The organism is Flavobacterium zepuense (assembly GCF_007097145.1).
Lineage (GTDB): Bacteria > Bacteroidota > Bacteroidia > Flavobacteriales > Flavobacteriaceae > Flavobacterium > Flavobacterium zepuense.
The window spans coordinates 137470-156244 of the sequence record NZ_VJVZ01000002.1 but is presented as its reverse complement, the minus strand read 5'-3'; the positions used below and the strand labels follow the sequence as shown (position 1 = coordinate 156244).

The window sequence follows — 18775 nt, the reverse complement described above, 5'->3', positions numbered from 1 at the left end:
ATGTCTACAACAACGACAACAAATCAAAGCGACTTTTTTAATGCGGAGTCGAGCGTACTTGGCCACCCGGCAGGCTTATTCGTAATGTTCTTTACAGAAATGTGGGAACGTTTTTCATACTACGGTATGCGCGCCTTGCTGGTACTTTTCTTAACGTCTCCGTTAACAGGTATTAACCCGGGTTGGGAATGGACTACAGAGAGGGCTCTTGGCCTTTATGGTACCTATACAATGGGCGTTTACCTTACTCCGGTATTAGGCGGCCTTATCGCCGACAGGCTTTTGGGTTACCGTTGGGCAGTATTGCTTGGTGCCCTTGTAATGACACTGGGCCACGCAAGTATGGCGCTGGAAACCGAAACGTTTTTATACATAGGCCTTGGGTGCCTTATGGTAGGTAACGGTTTGTTTAAGCCTAATATGACTTCGATGATCTCTAATCTTTACAAAGCCCACCCTGAAAAGAAAGACGGTGCATACTCATTATTTTACATGGGTGTTAACGCTGGTGCTTTCCTTGGTATATTGCTTTGTGGTTATATTGGCGAAAAAGTATCGTACAGCTGGGGCTTTGGCCTTGCAGGTATCTTTATGTTCTTGGGTATGATGCAGTTTTACTTTACTCAAAAGATTTTCGGCGATGTAGGACTTTCGCCTAAAGAAACAAAACAGCTTAAAAGAGAAGAAGTTGTTGAAGAAGCAACGCCTAAGAAAATAATAATAGACAGGCTTATTGTAGTATTTATATTCTCAATATTCACCATCTTCTTCTGGGCAGCGTTTGAGCAGGCCGGTGGGTCGATGACTATTTTTGCAGACCGCTATACACAACGCGTACTTACAGGTAATGCAGGTATGATATATAAAATTGTAGATGCCATACTTACCATAGCTCCCGTAGCTATTATTACTTATGTTCTTTTCGCTCTTTTTGGCAAAACGTTTAAAAGATTTACAGTTGGTAACATTGTTCTTGCAACAAGTTTTACTGCTATTTGGGCACTTGTAATATGGAGGGTAAACAGGGAGTTTTCTGCCGATACTACAGAAGTTGCCGCTACATGGTTTGGTATCCTTAACTCATTATTTATTATTGCCCTTGCGCCACTGTTCTCTAAATGGTGGGAAAGCAAATACAACCTGCCCGGTGCTATTAAGTTCGGGCTTGGGTTGGTGCTGCTGGGTTTAGGTTTCGGTTTCCTTGCGTATGGCTCAATGTCTATCGTTCCCGGTGATGCCGAAGTTGTAAGGGTTAGCATGGTATGGCTTATATTGGCTTACCTTTTCCATACAATGGGCGAACTTTGTATTTCTCCGGTAGGATTGTCTTATGTTAGTAAGCTGGTTCCGGGTGCCTGGATAGGTATGATGTTTGGAGTTTACTACCTGTTTATTGCAATGGGTAACAAAATTGCAGGCTCGATGGGTGGTATGATAGAAGAGATCACGTCTAAATATTCGCTTACTACATTTTTCCTTATATTTACGGCGGTGCCAATTGGGTTAGGTGTTGTTATTACGGCGTTACATCCATTGGTTAAAAGATTGATGCACGGGGTTAAATAATCCGGCACTGTTTTTGGTTACCCGTTTTAAATTATTACGATTATGAAGAAATTATTAGTGATACTGTTTATTGCTTTTGGCGCGCTTAGCACACAGGCACAGGAACTGGAATGGCATACCGATATTGCAAAGGCTACGAGCCTAAGTGAATCAACCAAAAAGCCATTACTTATGTTCTTTACTGGCAGCGATTGGTGCGGCTGGTGCATGAAGTTGCAAAAAGAGGTGCTAAAAACACCTGAGTTTGCAAAGTGGGCTAAAGAGAACGTAATTTTGGTAGAGCTGGATTTCCCGAGGAGGGCAGCCCAATCGCCGGAAATTAAAAACCAAAATGCACAGCTTAACCAATTTTTTAAGGTGCGAGGCTATCCAACAGTTTGGTTTGCCAAAGCTTCTAAAAATTCAGAAGGCAAAATTGCTTTCGATGCTTTAGGAAGCACCGGTTATGTAGCCGGAGGCCCAACACCGTGGCTTGATGGTGCAAACAAGATCATTAAAAAGAGTTAATTTGGTTATTCGGTAATTTGTTAATACTCTTCAATAAAAGGGATTATCAGTTACGGGTGATCCAAAGTAACGAATACACAAATCAACAAATCAACGAACACTATAAGATCCCTTTTCGGCAGTAGCATGAAAAGGGATTTTTTGTTTACGGCAGGTTGCCGCCCATCGGGCTATATAGGTTTTGTAATTAGTGGCGTCGGCAATTACTTCTTTAGGTTGTAGTTGTAGTAACACGCGCTCTAAATTTACTTTAGGCGATTGTGTCAGCACGAGTATTTCGGGCTTAAGGTTTGGGGTATACGCTGCGATGCTATCTATCACTAAAATAGTATGCCCCTTATACCAAAGTACGTTTTGTAATGGCATTGCTTTTATCGTAGGGTTAAAGTTGCCTTTTGCATATGCTTTTATAATAGGGTTAATGGCAGCAATGCTATCGGTGCTCATTACGGTTAACCGGTTTAATTGCTTTTTTGCCAGCAATGTATTTTTGTAATTATGAAAGATAACCAACTCTTCGCTATGCTGCGCCTGCCATGCTGTTACCATATATGCAATTTGCAATACAATTACAGCGCATAACAAGGCAGCAGTACGTTTATAGGTCTGCCTGTAAAGCCAATATACAGCCATTGTAAGCGTTAAGTACAGCGTAATGTTAAGCAGCAGGGTAAAAGGGATATCTTTCAACACAAGGCTTTCAAATGAGGCAACCCATTTAATGAAACCATTCATTACCTGAATTAAAAATTCTAAGACTTTGCCAACCCATAGTGCAAGCGGCGGAAAGATAAGATTAAGCAGGAGGGTTACAAGGCCTAATCCTAAAATTATGTTTGATAGCGGTATTACAATAACATTAGCCAACAGGAACAATAACGGGAACTGGTTGAAATAATAGAGGCTGAGCGGCAGTACACCTATTTGTGCTATGAAGGAGATGGCAACCGTATCCTTGGCAAAGTTGATAACCCAGTATTTAGACCGGCCCCACCTGTTGTATATGGGCTGTAGCGCCACTATGGCAAATACTGCCAGGTAGCTGAGCTGAAAACCGGCATCAAATAAAAAGTTGGGTTTTGCTAACAGTAGCACGAGCATGGATACCGCAAGCGAATTGTAAATATTGGCCTTTCGGTTAATGAGTTCTCCTGTTAGTACAAAACTAAACATTACCACTGCACGCACAACAGACGCCGATAAACCTGTAATAAGCGCAAAGAACCACATTAGCCCGATAATGATGGCAAAGTGCAGCGCATAGCCATGCCTAAATCTTTTAAGCGGACCTAAGAGCCAGTTGAGGGTAAAGAATAGCAAACTAAAGTGCAATCCTGATATCGCGAGTATGTGTACAACACCTGCATTGGTATAACTGTAGGATGTTTCTTTATCCATGTCCTGCCGCTGTCCAAAAAGCAGGGCATTAATCATGTTCATAGTTAGTGCACTATAATTATGTAGGGCAAAGCTGTTTATGAGCGTGTTGCGAAATTTTTGTATATGGTAGTTAAAATCGGTTTGAATGCCTGCTTTTATGTAATTGTCCTTCAGCTTTAGCTGATGAAAAACATCCTGCTTGCGCATATAGGCAGAATAGTCAAACTGATAGGGATTTAGGGCGGGTGTAATAAATTTCGGGTCGGAAGCAATGATAATCACATCTCCGGCATGAAGTAATTTCTCCTGTCTGTCAATTGTAATGAGCATTTTGCCTGTTGCCAATTGCTTATTGACTGCTTTTACTTCAAAATAATATTTCTCAGAAAATTCATTCGGCTTAAGCCTTTCGCTTATAACACCTTTAATTACAGGAATGTCTTCCGAATGTAAAAAATGAGAATAGTGAAGGGGGTTGTTGGTGCTAAAATGCAGTTGTTGTACAGTGCCACCTGCAATAAAGGCAAAAAGTGCCGTCGTAACTGCGAAATATGGGGATGGGGCTAAGGTTGTATTGGCCTTGAGATATGCAAACACCATTAAAGCGAAGAGCAGAACTAAAATAATAGCGGGAACTGTTATGCCCGGCTGAATATAATATCCGGCTGCTATACCAAGTGCAATAAAAAATGTAATGGGAATTACGGGGTATTTCAATATCATAAAACGGGTGCGGATATTGAAATGTAAGGATTACTCTTCTATAACCCTGTTTGCCTGAACAAAAGTACGGCTGTTGTATGGTTCGCTCATGCTGGATACCATAACACCGTGGCTGGTAGAAGAATGTATGAATTTAACCTCGCCATCATCCGTTACCTCGGTAACAAGGCCTACGTGGTTAATTCTTCTTCTGCCAGGGTTGTTGTCAAAAAACAGTAAATCGCCTTTTTTAACTTCTTTAAGGTCTATCTCGCGGCCGGCTGTAGCGGCCATGTCGGCAGAACTTCTTGGGAGTGTAATATCAAATATCTGGAAAGTGGCATAAACCATACCGCTGCAATCCATACCTGCGGGAGTAGTACCACCGCCGCGGTAACGAACGCCTTCAAACTGCATGGCATTGTTTACTATTTGTGCGGCAAAATAATTTTCAGTAGGGGAAGGAACAAAGTCCGGGTCCGGAGCATCATTAACAACTAATCGCTTCTTTTTCTTTGCCGCTGGGGCAACAGGCTTGTTTGGGCCTCCTTTTGTCTTTTCCTTAACCTTTGCAGGCTGCTCATCTACAACTACTACATCATTGTCTAAAAATAAAACCTGGGAGGTTGCTGCAGCTTTTTGCGCTGCAATGGCCTGGGCCGGGCTGTTAACTGCTGTTTCGTTGTATGCGTAAGTGCCTTTTTGCTGGGCTTCTTTTTTAGAAGTTACTATCTGGGCTTTTGCTCCAAAAGATAATAAAAGCAATAAAAGGGGTAGGGACTGGAGGTTTCTCAAAACGTTTTATTTTATCAAATTCGACTGTTGTGTTTTTACAAATATAACGAATTACCTTTATATAAATTTTAAGAAACTATGTTAAATGTTTGATTATTAAGTTCGCGGTCTTCTCGCTGGCACCTCTTCCACCTAATTTTTTTTCCAGTAAATCGTACTGTTTCAGGAGGTTTTCGCGATATTGTGGTGTTAATATTTTTAACAGTTCTGCTTTGATATTTTTTTTGTTCAGCTCACCCTGAATGAGCTCTTTTACCACTTCTTTGTCCATAATCAGGTTAACCAAAGAGATAAATTTAAGCGTAATTATGCGTTTTGCTATCTGGTAGGATATCCATCCGCCCTTATAACAAACTACCTCCGGGACTTTAAAAAGTGCGGTCTCTAAAGTGGCAGTACCCGATGTTACTAAAGCGGCATAAGCAATGCTCAAAAGATCATACGTTTGGTTGACTACAAAGTGAACACGCTCGTTAGTGAGGAACTGCTGGTAAAATTCATAATCCTGAGACGGCGCACCAGCAATTACAAATTGGTAATCAGGAAAATCATTAACTACCGATAGCATAAGGCTGAGCATCTTGGCAATTTCCTGTTTACGGCTGCCGGGCAGCAGGGCAATAATCGGGCGGTCATCAAGGTTGTTATCTTTTTTAAATTGTGCTGGGTCTGCAACTTTACGGTTGTGTATGGCATCAATAAGCGGGTGGCCTACAAACTCTACGGCAAAATTGTGTTTTTGCTCGTAAAACTCCTTTTCAAATGGCAGGATAATATACATGTGGTCTACATCGCGCTTGATGGCCTTGATGCGGTTTTCTTTCCAGGCCCAAATTTGCGGCGATATATAGTAGTGTGTTTTAAAGCCCAGCGGCTTGGCCCATTGTGCAATACGCATGTTGAAGCCAGGGTAATCTATAAAAATAATAACATCGGGCTTAAAGGCCAGTATATCTGCCTTGCAAAGTTTAATGTTGTTAAGTATCGTTTTAAGGTTTTGCACTACTTCGGCAAAACCCATAAATGCCAGGTCGCGGTAGTGCTTTACGAGCGTGCCGCCGGTTTGCTGCATCAGGTCGCCGCCCCAAAAGCGTATATCGGCATCAGGGTCTTTTTTAAAAAGTTCCTTCATAAGGTTGGCCCCGTGAAGGTCGCCGCTGGCCTCGCCTGCAATAATGTAGTATTTCATGTACGATACTTTATAGAGCAAAAATAAGGTTTTTTAACGAGATGGCTAAAACAGAAAATGCCTTCCATTAGAGGAGGCATTTGCATAATACGTAACATATAGATTTACTGTTTTGTAAACTCAAGTATAGCGCCATCCATACCTGTTGTTAGTTTGTTGCCGTTTTTTACAAAAATTACATTTACCCCGTCAGACGTAAGGGTAACATTATCGCCAGATACTGTAAATGGTAAATATTCATCTACGCCGTCTTCGCACAATACCGTGTAATCGCCATTATCTTCTTCGGTTACATCTATTGATTGCATTTTTAGGATTGCTGATGCAACATCATCGGTAAAAATAACGGTAGAGTTGTTAAGGCACCCTGATTCTGTAATAAGGTTGGTAGAGGCGGTTCCGTCATTGTTTAGGTCTATTCCGGCATTAAGTGTAGCTTTGGTAAGTTTCCATGTCCCAAAAAGCGAAACCTCGTTATTGTCGTCATCATTATTACATGACGTAAAAGCGAAAGCAGCTATTGCTGTAAGTAAGATTAATTTTTTCATAGGTTGATTGGTTTTATGCAAGATGCCAAAAACTAACAAAGGTTGCGTTGCTTTTACTCATTCATTCCCCAATTATTCAATCCCTGTATGGCATGGTGGGCGGTAAGGTCAAACTGAACGGGCACTACCGATACAAAACCATTGGCTAAAGCCCATTCATCGGTATCTTCGCCCTTATCCATATTTACAAACTTTCCAGTAAGCCAGTAATAATCGCGGCCCATTGGGTTGGTGCGCTTATCAAACTTTTCCTGCCACATGGCTTTAGCCTGGCGGCACACTTTAATTCCTTTAATTTGATTTTGGGGAAGTTTGGGTATGTTCACGTTTAATATCACACCTTCGGGCAGGCCGTTGGCCAGTACTTCTTCGGTGATTTTTTTGATAAAAGGCTTGGCCGGTTCAAAATCAGCATCCCAGTTATAATCTAAAAGTGAAAAACCAATTGCGGGAATGCCCTCTATACCGGCCTCTACCGCAGCACTCATGGTGCCGCTGTAAATAACATTAATAGAACTGTTAGAGCCGTGGTTAATGCCACTAACGCAAAGGTCGGGTTTGCGGTGCAGTATCTCATTAACGGCAAATTTTACGCAGTCTACCGGGGTGCCGCTGCAACTGTATTCGGTTTCAATGTCCGGGTCAATATCAATTTTGTTGATGTATAGGGTGTTGTTTATGGTAATGGCGTGGCCTGTGGCGCTCTGCGGACTATCTGGTGCTACTACAACAACGTCGCCAATTTCTTTCATTACTGCTATTAAGGCTCTTATTCCGGGTGCGGTAACGCCATCATCGTTAGTTACCAGTATTAATGGTTTTTTTTTCATAGTTTAGTAAAATCAAAAATAAGAATCGTACTTTTACGTTTGCTAAAATACGCATTTTTGAAGCGCCGTATAGAAAGATGCCCGCAGATGGAATTTTGGCACGCTTTTTAATGTGTAATGTTATACAAGAAGTAAAATGAATGCCTTTTTAAGTTTTATGAAGAGAAATTATAAAATAGTAGCGATTGTTGTCCTGTTGGCCGGCGCGCTGTTTAGCTTTACCCTTATACCGGGCAAGCAAAAAGAAAACGACCCAGAAAAAGACCAGCTTTTAATTGAGCTGATAACCTTTGTTATAGAAAAAGGCCACTATAGCCCGGCAGCTATAGACGATAATTTCTCGAAAGGTGTATATAAAAGCTACCTGGAAAATCTTGACCCAAGCAAAAGGTTTTTTACCCAGGCTGATATTGACGAATTTGCAAAATATGAAACCCAACTGGACGAGCAGATAAATAAGCGCGACCTTTCTTTCTTTGATCTTACCTACAACAGGTTGGTTATGAGGATTAAGGAGAGTGCAGGTTTCTATAAAGATATCCTTGCCAAACCGTTTGACTTTAGTAAAGACGAACAGTTTAATGTAGACTACGAGCACCAGCCGTATGCTAAGAACGATGCTGAACTAAGGACGCGTTGGGAAAAACAGCTTAAGTTATCTGTACTTTCTACAGTTACCGATAAGCAAAAACTTCAGGATACGCCTGCCGATAAGCTTAAAAATGGTGAGAAAGTGCCGGATACTACTCCTAAGATAGACGATAAAAAAGCCGACGGCACGAAAAAATCGTTTGCTGAACTTGAAAAAGAGGCCCGTGAAAGCACCCTTAAATCGTTAGACGAATATTTTGATTTTGTTGAAGAATTAAAACGCGAAGAGTGGTTTAGCATTTACCTTAATGCTATTGCCGAGCGTTTTGATCCGCACACTTTCTATTTCGCTCCGGATGATAAAGAGAAATTTGATACCAGCATGAGGGGTTCCCTTGAGGGTATTGGTGCAAGGCTTCAGAAAAAAAGTGATTATGTAGAGATTTCTGAACTTATACCGGGCGGACCGGCATGGAGGGGTAAAGACCTTGAACAGGGCGACCTTATCATGAAAGTGGCGCAAGGCAAAGAAAACCCTGTAGATATTGCAGGTATGAGACTTGACGACGTGGTTAAAAAAATCAAAGGCCCTAAAGGTACTGAGGTTAGGCTTACCGTTAAAAAAGTAGACGGCTCTATTAAAGTGATTCCTATTGTTAGGGAAGTGGTTGAGATTGAAGAAACCTATGCAAAATCCAGCATTGTTAAAAAAGACGGCAAGCTGTACGGTATCATCAACCTGCCTAAGTTTTATATTGACTTTGAAAATAAAGACAGCCGTGATGCTGCTAAAGATGTAGCTGTAGAGGTTGAAAGGCTTAAAAAGCAAGGCGTTGAAGGCCTTATAATCGACCTTCGTGACAACGGTGGAGGTTCTCTTAAAACAGTTGTAGATATTACAGGTTTATTTATAGATAAAGGCCCTGTGGTACAGGTGCGCAGCCGTGCTGCCGATGGAAGTGCAGGCGGTACTACCGAGGTGCTTAGTGATACGGATCCTAAAGTACAATGGGATGGCCCTCTTGTGGTAATGGTAAATAATTTCTCGGCTTCGGCTTCGGAGATATTTGCAGCTGCAATTCAGGATTACCATCGTGGTGTTATTATAGGTAGCAAGCATACTTATGGTAAAGGTACGGTTCAGAATATCATCGACCTTAACCGTTTTGTACGCGGTAATAACTTTGGCGACCTTGGAGCCCTTAAGACTACTACACAGAAGTTCTACAGGATAAACGGTGGCTCTACCCAAAGGGAAGGTGTTACCAGCGATATCAATATGCCGGATAAATATTCTTATATTGATATGGGTGAGCGTGATATTGATAATGCACTACCTTATGATAAGATAGCTGCCGCTGATTATAAACCGTTTAAAGCTAACTTTGCTTCGGTAGTAGACAAAAGTAAAAAACGTATGGCTGCCAACCCTCAGTTTAAACTGATGGATGAAAATGCCCACTGGATATTCGACAAAAAAGACGATAATACCTTTAATCTTAATATTGAGAAGTTTAAGGCAGAGCTTGCTAAAACAGAAGAGATAGCTAAAAAATTCAAGGCGCTTAACAGCTATAAGAACGAGCTTAAATTTGAAGCGCTTCCGTATGAGCAGGAAATATTTAAAAAAGACCCTGCCCTGGCTGAGAAAAAAGAAAGATGGTACGAAAGCTTATCTAAAGATATTTATGTAGAAGAAGCGCTTAACGTGCTGGACGACATGCAACCGGCAGCAGCAAAATCAGCAGCCAGCATAAATAAAAAAGATAAACTGGTTAAAACAAGATAAAAAGCGAATGGCTCAAACCGGTAGATCGCTTACAGGCTTAGCGCTCCAAAAGTTCAGGAAGAACTTTTGGGGCGTTTTAAGTTTAGGGCTTATTGTAGTGTTGGCGCTCATTGCCATTTTTGCCTATGTATTGGCACCGGAGAAATCGGAGAATGCCAATTGGGGCGACCTCGCCATACACAGCAAATCGCCGGGTTTTACGGTAACGATGCTGCACTTTCCACAACCTGAAGGTGCAGAGTTTAAATTCAGTCACTACTTTACAGGTAATCCGAACCCGGATGTGAAAATCCCGATCTTAAAATACGATATTAAAGGCGATAGCCTTACGTATTACGAATATACCGATGAGCCGAGCCTTGCGGTTAGCAAAACCGTTGCATTGTCAGAATTTAAGGCAGCTCCCGCTACGATTGAAAAAGAATACATCAAACAACAAGAATTTATATTAGGCACCGATAGCCAAGGACGGGATTTATTAAGCCGGTTAATAGTCGGCTCACGTGTTTCTATTGCCATTGGCTTTGTGGCGGTGTTTATAAGTTTGGTTGTGGGTATTTTTTTCGGTGCTATTGCAGGTTATTACGGCGGCAGGATAGACGCCTTTGTAATGTGGCTGGTTAACATCATTTGGAGTATACCTACGCTGTTATTGGTTATAGCCATCACCCTGGCACTTGGTAAGGGCTTCTGGCAGGTTTTTGTGGCTGTTGGACTTACCATGTGGGTAGAAGTTGCCCGTGTGGTTAGGGGGCAGGTAATGAGCATTAAACAAATGCAGTTTGTAACGGCAGCGCGTGCTTTAGGGTACAGCAACAGGCGAATTATCTTTAACCATATATTGCCCAATAGTATGGCACCGGTAATAGTAATTTCCGCTGCTAATTTTGCATCGGCAATATTGGTAGAGAGTGGCCTTAGCTTTTTAGGGCTTGGTGCGCAGCCGCCTGTACCCAGTTGGGGCGGTATGATTAAAGACCATTACAACTATATAATCCTGGGTAAGCCGTACCTTGCACTGGCACCCGGTGTTGCCATGCTTTTATTAGTACTTGCCTTTATGATGGTGGGTAATGCTTTAAGGGATGCGCTGGATGTTAAAAGTGAGTAGACTTAGTACCAATATTTCAAATTAATTAAATATGGCTGTGGATAATGAAGATGTTATCGACGCAATTAGTACTGATTCCGATGATGTTGTTGTGCTTACAATAAACGACCATCTGGAGTGGGATGAGAATAATTTGCATCTTTTAATTTTGCAAAAGAAGATTAACGCGTATTTAGATGTATTGCAAAACGGTCAAATCTACGAAAGTTATCCAAGTGCGGTAGGCAAAAAAATCAGGATACAGCTGGTTTTTAAATATTTAACAGATGCCATTGCGGAGGATTTTTTAAATCAAACACAGATTTTTTTGAAAGATAATGGGTTTGATTTTCAGTATCATCACTTAAAATAATCACAAATGACAGAATACCAAATTGATGCCTGGAAAAAGGAAATTTATAATTCGCTTGCAGCTATTGCTGATTTAGAAGGTCAGAAATTGCAGTGGGTTGGTTCTACTTTATCAGGTAATAAAATATTAAACAGGCTTTTTGACTTAGAGTTTGAAACGTTCATTTCTTACCTAATCGAAAATGAGGAAGGGAGCAGGGAGCTGCTTTCTAACATGATCAGGATGGAAAGGGTTCTTCATGAGTATGTTAAAGCTAACTTATCGGATGATAAATTATTGGCCGACCCTAACTGGCATCTGATAACTCAAAAAGCCACGGAAATACTCATGCTGTGGGATAGGGATATGGAGGAGTAATTGAGGCTTGTTTGCAGGCAGGTAGTTTTACCTGTATCTATCATTTAGCCCTTTGCCTTCCAATATCATAGGTTTTACCTTTTCAAAGCGTGCCAGTTTGGTTTTGTCCTGTTTGGCTTCGGCTATGTACTCGCAAAATTCTTTTTGCTTGTAGGGTGAGAAAGCTGCAAAAGCCTCGGCAAGTATGCTATCCTCATCCAGTTGCTGCTGAAGGTATTCCGGTACAATGGTTTCTTTCTTTTGCGGCTTAATGCCAAGCCCCGCTTTTTCTACCTCTATAGCCTCATTAATATAATTGAGCACTAACTTTTCATCAACTTCATTTATATTGGCAAACCGCAACTGCCTTAACGATTTGGTATTGCCTTCGTTTGCATTTACCAATACCCCGGCTTCATCTTTTAAGAATACCCCTTTAAAAAACCAAATGGTAAAAAAGTTTTTAAAGCCACCTATACCCAGAACATTTTTGCCATTAGAGGTATAAACAATACCGCCCCATTTGGTAGTTTCTACCAATTGGGTGCGGTTGATAATGCTTTTTAAAACTTCCAGCTCGGCAGTCCACTGGTTGTTTTTATCCCAAACCTTTTTAGGCGCTTCCACGGTATTATTTTTTTGCTTTGGCGGTAAGCTCGGCAATGCGTACAATCACGTCGGTAGCCTTTTGCATGCTCTCTACAGGCACGTATTCGTACTTACCATGAAAGTTATGCCCACCCGCAAAAATGTTAGGGCACGGTAAGCCCATGTAGCTTAGCTGGCAGCCATCGGTACCGCCGCGAATAGGTTTAATTAGAGGTTTAATGCCCAGGTCCTTCATGGCTTTTTCGGCAATATCAACAATATGAAAAACAGGTGTAACCTTTTCTTTCATGTTGTAGTACTGGTCTTTAACTTCGGCAATGGCAATATCACCACCAAATTGTTTTTTGTATTTACGGTTAATCTTATCGGTAATTTTTTTGATAAGCTTTTTACGCTTTTTAAACTTTTTAGCATCATGGTCGCGTATTATAAGCTGAACAACACTTTCCTCTATACTGCCTGTAATACCCGTAACGTGAAAGAACCCATCATAACCTGATGTTAGCTCCGGAACCTCGTTTTTAGGCAACGATGTTATAAATTTATTGGCAATAAGCATTGAGTTTATCATTTTACCCTTAGCATAACCGGGGTGAACACTCTTACCTTTAAACGTGATTTTAGCGCCTGCAGCGTTAAAGTTTTCATATTCAAGCTCGCCTATCTGGCTACCATCCATAGTATAAGCCCAGTCGGCGCCAAATTTAGCAACATCAAATTTGTGTGCGCCACGGCCTATCTCCTCATCGGGAGTAAAGCCTACGCGAATTTTACCGTGCTTAATTTCCGGGTGCTGTAACAAATATTCCATAGCGGTAACAATCTCGGTAATACCGGCTTTGTCATCGGCACCAAGCAGGGTAGTACCATCGGTAGTAATAATGGTTTGCCCTTTGTATTGTAATAGGTCTTTAAAATATTTAGGCGATAGTACAATGTTTTGTTCGGCATTTAATATAATATCGCCGCCATCATAGTTCTCAATAATTTGTGGTTTTACGTTAGCACCGGTAAAATCGGGGGTAGTGTCAAAATGCGATACAAAGCCAATAACAGGCACATCATGCGCTACATTAGAGGGCAGGGTTGCCATGATATAGGCGTTCTCATCTATAGTAACCTCTTCAAGGCCTATGGATTTAAGTTCGTCTACAAGTTTATTGGCAAGGTCCCACTGTTTTGCAGTGCTGGGTGTAGTATCAGAGTTTGGGTCGCTTTCGGTATCTACGGTAACATAGCTTATAAAACGGTCTATTATGTGCTGCATTTCAATTTTTTTGAATTTGTAGCACAAATTTACGATTTATTTACATTTTGAGGTAGTGAATATGATGTAATGTATTACAACGGAAGGTGTATGGTAAAGGTAGCGCCCTTACCCGGAACCGACTGCGCTGTTATGGTACCATGGTGCTGCTCTACTATTTTTTTACAGATGCTAAGCCCTATACCCGTACCGCTAAACTCTGATTTGCCGTGCAGTCTATGGAAGAGTTTAAACATTTGTTCTTTATACTGCTCATCAAAGCCAATGCCATTATCGCTTAATACTATCTCTACTATTGGTACGCCTTCGTTATCTTTAAAGGTAGTTGCTGTAATAGTAATAACAGGCTGGCCTGTGTTGTATTTAAGCGAGTTGCTTATAAGGTTAGAGAACAGCTGGTGCATTTGCAGCGCGTTTGCGTTTATTACAGGCAAATAGCTGCTGTTAATCACTGCATTTTTTTCAGCAATGGTAAGTTCGTAATCAGTCTTAACATTGGTAATGATAGTATTTAAGTCAACTTCAGTAAGTTTGCTTTCAGCATTAAGGCGGCTGTAGGTAAGTACATCCTGTATAAGGTTAGACATCCTTGCGGCCGAGTTACTAATTTTAGACATATAGTTTTTAGCCGTAGCCGAATCCATATCCCGGTTTGTAATAATGCTAAGAAAGGTTTGTATTTTGCGCAATGGCTCCTGTAAATCGTGGCTGGCCACGTAGTTAAACGATTCCAGTTCTTTATTGGATTTTTCCAGTTCCAGGTTTTTTTCTTCAAGCAGGGCATTTAGCGAATTAAGCTCCGCAGTACGCTTGTAAACCTGCTCTTCAAGCATGTGGCTGAAAGCTTCGCGTTCGCGCTCGGCTTTTTTCCTTGCTGTAATATCATTAAAAATAACCGCTATTTTGTTGTCGCGTTGTTTGGAGAGCGGAAATGCCGATACCTCATACCAACCGTTTATCAGTACTGCTTCCTGCTCAAAATACAAAGGCTCCATGTTTTTTGCAATACCTCCATAAAGGTCAAACCAGTGCTGCTCGTGGTGGGGGTTCATGTCTTTAATACGCTTGCCACGCGCATCTTTAAGGCCTGTCTGTTTTTCAAAAGCAGGGTTATATTCTAAAAATATATAGTCGTGCGGATGGTCATTCTCGTCAAAAAGCATCTCTATAATGCAAAAGCCCTGATCTATAGAGTTAAACAATGAAAGGTATTTTTCCTCTGCTTTTTTAGTAATGGCAGCGTTTATCTCTTCTTCGGCGAGGCGCTTATCTGTAATATCTTCCCAAACCCTAACAAGAAATTCTCCAACTTTAGCGTCCGATACACTGTACCAACGTGCATTGCCATTAACATCTTTAGTATATCGCTCCCATTTTTGGTTCAGTCCGGTTTCTATAACCTCTATCATGCTTTGCAGTTGGTCGTTTTGGTCTGCCCTTACATCGGTAAAGCGCATGCCGGTATAATCTATACCATTAAAAAAATCAAAGCTGGCTTTACTAATAAGGCTAAATTCAAAATCTACAATTTTGTTATTTTCATCTCTAACTGCATTAAAAACAATCACGCGGTTATTAGGGGCATTAAAAGCCGCCTTCATTATCTGTAAGGTTTGATAATCTTCAGGAATAGTAGTATGTCCTGCGGAGGTATTCATTTTTTATAGCAATAGTAGGATGATGTCCTCCAAATATAATAATAAACGAAAGGATATAGGCAGACTTAGTCTTTTTTTAAGATTTGTGTAACCATTTTATCTACTATTTGTGTGTAGAGTGGGTAACACTAAGTATTTATTTGCTAAATCTTTTTTGAAAGGAAAAGCCGGGTTGGTGCATTGCTATTTCGTTAATGCTTGTTTCTGCCTGCGCTTGGGCAGCATAGGCAATCATCTTTTGTTCATAATTGTTGATGGCAGCCTCAATGGTTTTAAACTTTCCGTTCGTTAAGTTTTCAGATAAAATTAGTGCATCCACAAGCCCGGTATTTACACCCTGGCCTGCAAAGGGTGGCATTAAATGTGCAGCATCGCCAATAAGCGTTATCGGCAATGGTCGGTTGCTTTTCCAAGGGTTCCCTAACGGTAATTTTCTCGTGGGCAACCCAGTAAAAAAACATGTAGCCCTGAATAATTCCCGGTAAAGATTATCCCATTGCGCAAATATGCCTGACAGGAACGTGGCAATACTGTTGTTATCCTTAAAGTCTAATTCAGTTTCACGAACCCATGATTCGGGCTTTCTAAACGTTACGTTATACGTTAAGGTACCATTGTTATCGGGGTTTGCAATCAGGTTGATGCCGTCGTGGGCAGCCATAAGGATAGTGCCGTTGCAAAGTTTGTGAAATTCGGGGCAGTTTATTTCCGGTTCAGGTACTTCGCCCTGTATAATATAAGTTCCGGTATATATGGCCTCTGCATCCGTAATATACTTTCTTATGGCAGACATACCACCATTAGCCACAATAACTACATCGGCAGATGCATCCTGTTTATCTTCAAATTGCAAAAGCCATTTGCCATTACGCGGTTTAAGCCCTGTACATTTTCTGTCCCAAACCACAGTATCGCTTGCTAAACTATTAAGCAATAGCTGCCTTAAATGGTTTCTGTTTATTTCTGGTGCCTCGCGTTGAGGCGCTACAAAGAATAGCACTTTGCCCTGCTCGTTGGCTATTGTCCTCCCCATAGGTTTTGCTATTTTAAAATAGCTTTCAAGCAAACCTGCATGTTTCATGGCTTTTTGTCCCGACTCTTTATGCAGGTCGAGCGTACCACCCCAAATCCTTGCGTGCGGGGTTTTATCCCTTTCGCAAACGGTTACATCTATTCCTTTTTGCTGTAGCAATCGCGCCATGGTAATGCCAACCGGCCCTGCACCTATAATGGCTACTTTTTTATCTTTAAGCATCATTTGCAATGTTAATTTACACTACAAAATTGAGCGATATTAATGTGTTAGGATTGTACAAACACGACAAAATGCTACTCATTAAGCTGCTTAAAAAAGTTAAGCATAAACTTAAGGTTGTTTTTAGAGAGCATGCCATCTACCAGTTCTAAAGCTTCCTCAGTAGCTATGGCAGTACGGCTCAGCATTTCTTTTTCAAACGATACAAGGGCTTCCTGAATAGTACTGAAATTTTCTACGCAAAGGGCTTCATATAATTTTAGTGCATCCTGCATTGCCAGGTTTACGCCGTCGCCGGAAGGCGGTGTTTGATGTGCCGCATCACCCAGCATTGTTATATTAGGCAGGGTTTCCCAGGATTGGCTTGTTGGAAAATAATACTGCGGGCGGATAACAAAATAGGAATCATCGGTTAAAAATATTTCGTGCCAGTTGTCGCTCCAGTCAGAGAATCGTTGTTTAAACCATGCAAAAACCTGTTCTTTATTAGTAGCGTCAACGCGCTGTGTTATCAATCTATCGTCTGTTTCTTTGGTAAGTGTATAAAATGAAAGCGAGCCTTCGCCTTTTGCGCTTAACACAATTGCTTTACCTTTCCAGTGCGCAAAGATCTTTCCGCCATTGGTTAGTTCCCACAAATGCGGTGCGTTAACAGCGGCATTATATATGTTGCCCTCAACAATGGTAATGCCGGAATAGATGCGCTCTATATTAATAACATATTTCCTTACTTTAGAGTTTGCCCCGTCTGCTGCAATTACCAGGTCGGCATAGGCAGCAGTGCCATCCTCAAAGAGCAGGTTCCAGCCGGTGCCTTCTTCTTTTAACCCTGTAAATTTCGAATTCCACACTATAGTGCCTTCCTGAAGCGATGCAATAAGCAGGTCGCGGAGCGGGCCACGGTCAATTTCCGGCCGTACGTGCTCATTATCTAAATCTTTAACGGGTTCGTTATCGCGCTCCGTATAATGCACCACGGCATTATTATCTGTAATGGTTACCCTTTCTGCTCCGGGCCTATAATTCTTTTTAAATTCTTCAATGAGTCCACTTTCCCTTAATGCTTTTAAACCTGAATCATAATGCAGGTCGAGCGTTGCACCCTGCTGTCTAACATAACGGTCGGCATCACGTTCGTATACTTTTACATCAACTCCCTGTAGCTGAAGCAGCCTTGCTAATGTTAACCCGCCGGGGCCACCACCTACAATGGCCACCTTTTTATCTTTTAATAACATACTTATAATTTTAATACCACAAAATTATGGTTACTTTTGAGGGTAAAATAACTGATTTTGATTACAAAATAGTCGAAAATGAAAATATCAGTAACAGATAAACATAGATCGGGCATTATGTCAGAATTTGCCCGGGCTATAGGCGCTACCACAGAAGGACGGTTTTTTCGCATCCCTGAAGATAAGGGCGAAGGATATATTACCGGTTTTTCCTGGGAAGATAACGAACTGCGAATGATGGTGCGCAACTATTACCTTAACGAAGAACTTTTGATAGAGCGTACCAATGAACCGGCGGCGGGGCAGGACGACATTATTTTTATGATGAGCGGTATTTTTCCGTCTCCGGTAACGAGCGAAAAACAGCCTTCATCAGAACAGCCAAGTGTATTTATTTGTATGCAGGCGGTTTCATCGGTGCTTACTATGCCATCTAATACATTTTTCAGGAGTATAGGTATTGCGGTTTCCCGGCAGCACCTGCGCAAGCTCTTTGGGAATATACCTCATCCGGTAGTTTTAACCATTTTAGAGGGTAAGGAGAACTTTGCCTTTGAAACCGCCATATCTCCCGAAATGATTAGCGTTGCCAGCGAAATTGAACATCTCAAAGTCCCTGAGAGTTTAGAGAGCCACTACTGTAAGCTAAAATGCGAAGAATTACTGTGCCATATAGTTGCGCTGCTTACACAACGCGAAGCCATGCCCGCCGGTGGTATGCATATTAACGATATTAAAGCCATTTACGCCATAAAACTGCATTTGCAATCGCACCTTGATACACCATCTAATATAGCCGGACTTGCCGCCGATGCGGGAATGAGTGAACCCAAACTGCGCAAACTGTTTAAGCAAACTTTTGGTAAAGGTGTTTTTGAATATTATCAGGGAATGCGGATGCAGGAGGCAGCACAGCTGTTAAAGGATAAGCGGCTTACGGTATCTGAAGTTGGATATCAAATGGGATTTACCAACCTGAGCCATTTTTCGAGGGTTTTTGAGCAGCATATTGGCATGAAACCGAAAAAATATTCAGGATTATAGATACTGCG

Annotated in this window: 17 protein-coding genes; 7 read left to right on the top strand and 10 right to left on the bottom strand. The window is 41.4% G+C overall.

Annotated features, from left to right (window positions below):
- Both FMM05_RS03545 and FMM05_RS03540 read left to right on the top strand, forming a co-directional pair.
- Positions 1 to 1566 (top strand): peptide MFS transporter, encoded by a 1566-nt coding sequence (locus FMM05_RS03545; protein WP_143371970.1) that lies wholly within the window; start codon positions 1 to 3, stop codon positions 1564 to 1566.
- A gap of 42 nt (positions 1567 to 1608) precedes the next feature.
- The gene (locus tag FMM05_RS03540; protein WP_143371969.1) at positions 1609 to 2073 is read left to right on the top strand and encodes a thioredoxin family protein; all 465 of its coding nucleotides are present in this window, start codon (positions 1609 to 1611) and stop codon (positions 2071 to 2073) included.
- Between the two features lie 90 nt (positions 2074 to 2163).
- Here FMM05_RS03540 and FMM05_RS03535 read toward each other — a convergent pair whose 3' ends face one another.
- The 5 genes from FMM05_RS03535 to surE form a co-directional block, all read right to left on the bottom strand.
- Positions 2164 to 4176, bottom strand: a complete 2013-nt coding sequence (locus tag FMM05_RS03535) for a ComEC/Rec2 family competence protein (protein WP_143371968.1) — start codon at positions 4174 to 4176, stop codon at positions 2164 to 2166.
- Positions 4177 to 4206: 30 nt separating this feature from the next.
- Entirely contained in the window at positions 4207 to 4950 is a 744-nt protein-coding gene (locus tag FMM05_RS03530) for a C40 family peptidase (RefSeq protein WP_143371967.1), read from the bottom strand.
- A gap of 76 nt (positions 4951 to 5026) precedes the next feature.
- On the bottom strand, positions 5027 to 6139 hold the full coding sequence (gene lpxB, locus FMM05_RS03525; protein ID WP_143371966.1) for a lipid-A-disaccharide synthase: 1113 nt from the start codon (positions 6137 to 6139) through the stop codon (positions 5027 to 5029).
- A 104-nt stretch (positions 6140 to 6243) separates the two neighbouring features.
- On the bottom strand, positions 6244 to 6687 hold the full coding sequence (locus tag FMM05_RS03520; RefSeq protein WP_143371965.1) for a lipocalin family protein: 444 nt from the start codon (positions 6685 to 6687) through the stop codon (positions 6244 to 6246).
- A 53-nt stretch (positions 6688 to 6740) separates the two neighbouring features.
- Entirely contained in the window at positions 6741 to 7517 is a 777-nt protein-coding gene (surE, locus tag FMM05_RS03515) for a 5'/3'-nucleotidase SurE (protein WP_143371964.1), read from the bottom strand.
- A 136-nt stretch (positions 7518 to 7653) separates the two neighbouring features.
- On the opposite strand from surE, the gene FMM05_RS03510 reads away from it, so the two are divergent.
- Genes FMM05_RS03510 through FMM05_RS03495 form a run of 4 tightly spaced genes read left to right on the top strand, consistent with a single transcriptional unit; the run spans position 7654 to position 11717 of the window.
- Entirely contained in the window at positions 7654 to 9897 is a 2244-nt protein-coding gene (locus FMM05_RS03510) for a carboxy terminal-processing peptidase (RefSeq protein WP_143371963.1), read from the top strand.
- A 7-nt stretch (positions 9898 to 9904) separates the two neighbouring features.
- The gene (locus FMM05_RS03505; RefSeq protein WP_143371962.1) at positions 9905 to 11008 is read left to right on the top strand and encodes an ABC transporter permease; all 1104 of its coding nucleotides are present in this window, start codon (positions 9905 to 9907) and stop codon (positions 11006 to 11008) included.
- Between the two features lie 31 nt (positions 11009 to 11039).
- Positions 11040 to 11360 (top strand): DUF6572 domain-containing protein, encoded by a 321-nt coding sequence (locus tag FMM05_RS03500; RefSeq protein ID WP_143371961.1) that lies wholly within the window; start codon positions 11040 to 11042, stop codon positions 11358 to 11360.
- A 6-nt stretch (positions 11361 to 11366) separates the two neighbouring features.
- Positions 11367 to 11717, top strand: a complete 351-nt coding sequence (locus FMM05_RS03495; RefSeq protein WP_143371960.1) for a hypothetical protein — start codon at positions 11367 to 11369, stop codon at positions 11715 to 11717.
- A 27-nt stretch (positions 11718 to 11744) separates the two neighbouring features.
- On the opposite strand, the gene FMM05_RS03490 is transcribed toward FMM05_RS03495, so the two are convergent.
- From FMM05_RS03490 to FMM05_RS03470, 5 genes are all read right to left on the bottom strand, one after another.
- Entirely contained in the window at positions 11745 to 12323 is a 579-nt protein-coding gene (locus tag FMM05_RS03490; protein ID WP_143371959.1) for a YdeI/OmpD-associated family protein, read from the bottom strand.
- A gap of 4 nt (positions 12324 to 12327) precedes the next feature.
- Positions 12328 to 13572, bottom strand: coding sequence for a peptidase T (gene pepT / locus FMM05_RS03485; RefSeq protein ID WP_143371958.1), 1245 nt, complete (start codon positions 13570 to 13572; stop codon positions 12328 to 12330).
- Positions 13573 to 13646: 74 nt separating this feature from the next.
- Positions 13647 to 15230, bottom strand: a complete 1584-nt coding sequence (locus tag FMM05_RS03480) for a sensor histidine kinase (RefSeq protein WP_143371957.1) — start codon at positions 15228 to 15230, stop codon at positions 13647 to 13649.
- Positions 15231 to 15366: 136 nt separating this feature from the next.
- The gene (locus FMM05_RS03475; RefSeq protein WP_143371956.1) at positions 15367 to 16488 is read right to left on the bottom strand and encodes an FAD-dependent oxidoreductase; all 1122 of its coding nucleotides are present in this window, start codon (positions 16486 to 16488) and stop codon (positions 15367 to 15369) included.
- Between the two features lie 71 nt (positions 16489 to 16559).
- The gene (locus FMM05_RS03470; protein ID WP_143371955.1) at positions 16560 to 17723 is read right to left on the bottom strand and encodes an FAD-dependent oxidoreductase; all 1164 of its coding nucleotides are present in this window, start codon (positions 17721 to 17723) and stop codon (positions 16560 to 16562) included.
- Between the two features lie 78 nt (positions 17724 to 17801).
- Here FMM05_RS03470 and FMM05_RS03465 point away from each other — a divergent pair, with 78 nt between their 5' ends.
- The gene (locus tag FMM05_RS03465) at positions 17802 to 18767 is read left to right on the top strand and encodes a helix-turn-helix domain-containing protein (protein WP_143371954.1); all 966 of its coding nucleotides are present in this window, start codon (positions 17802 to 17804) and stop codon (positions 18765 to 18767) included.
- The last annotated feature ends 8 nt before the right edge of the window (positions 18768 to 18775 follow it).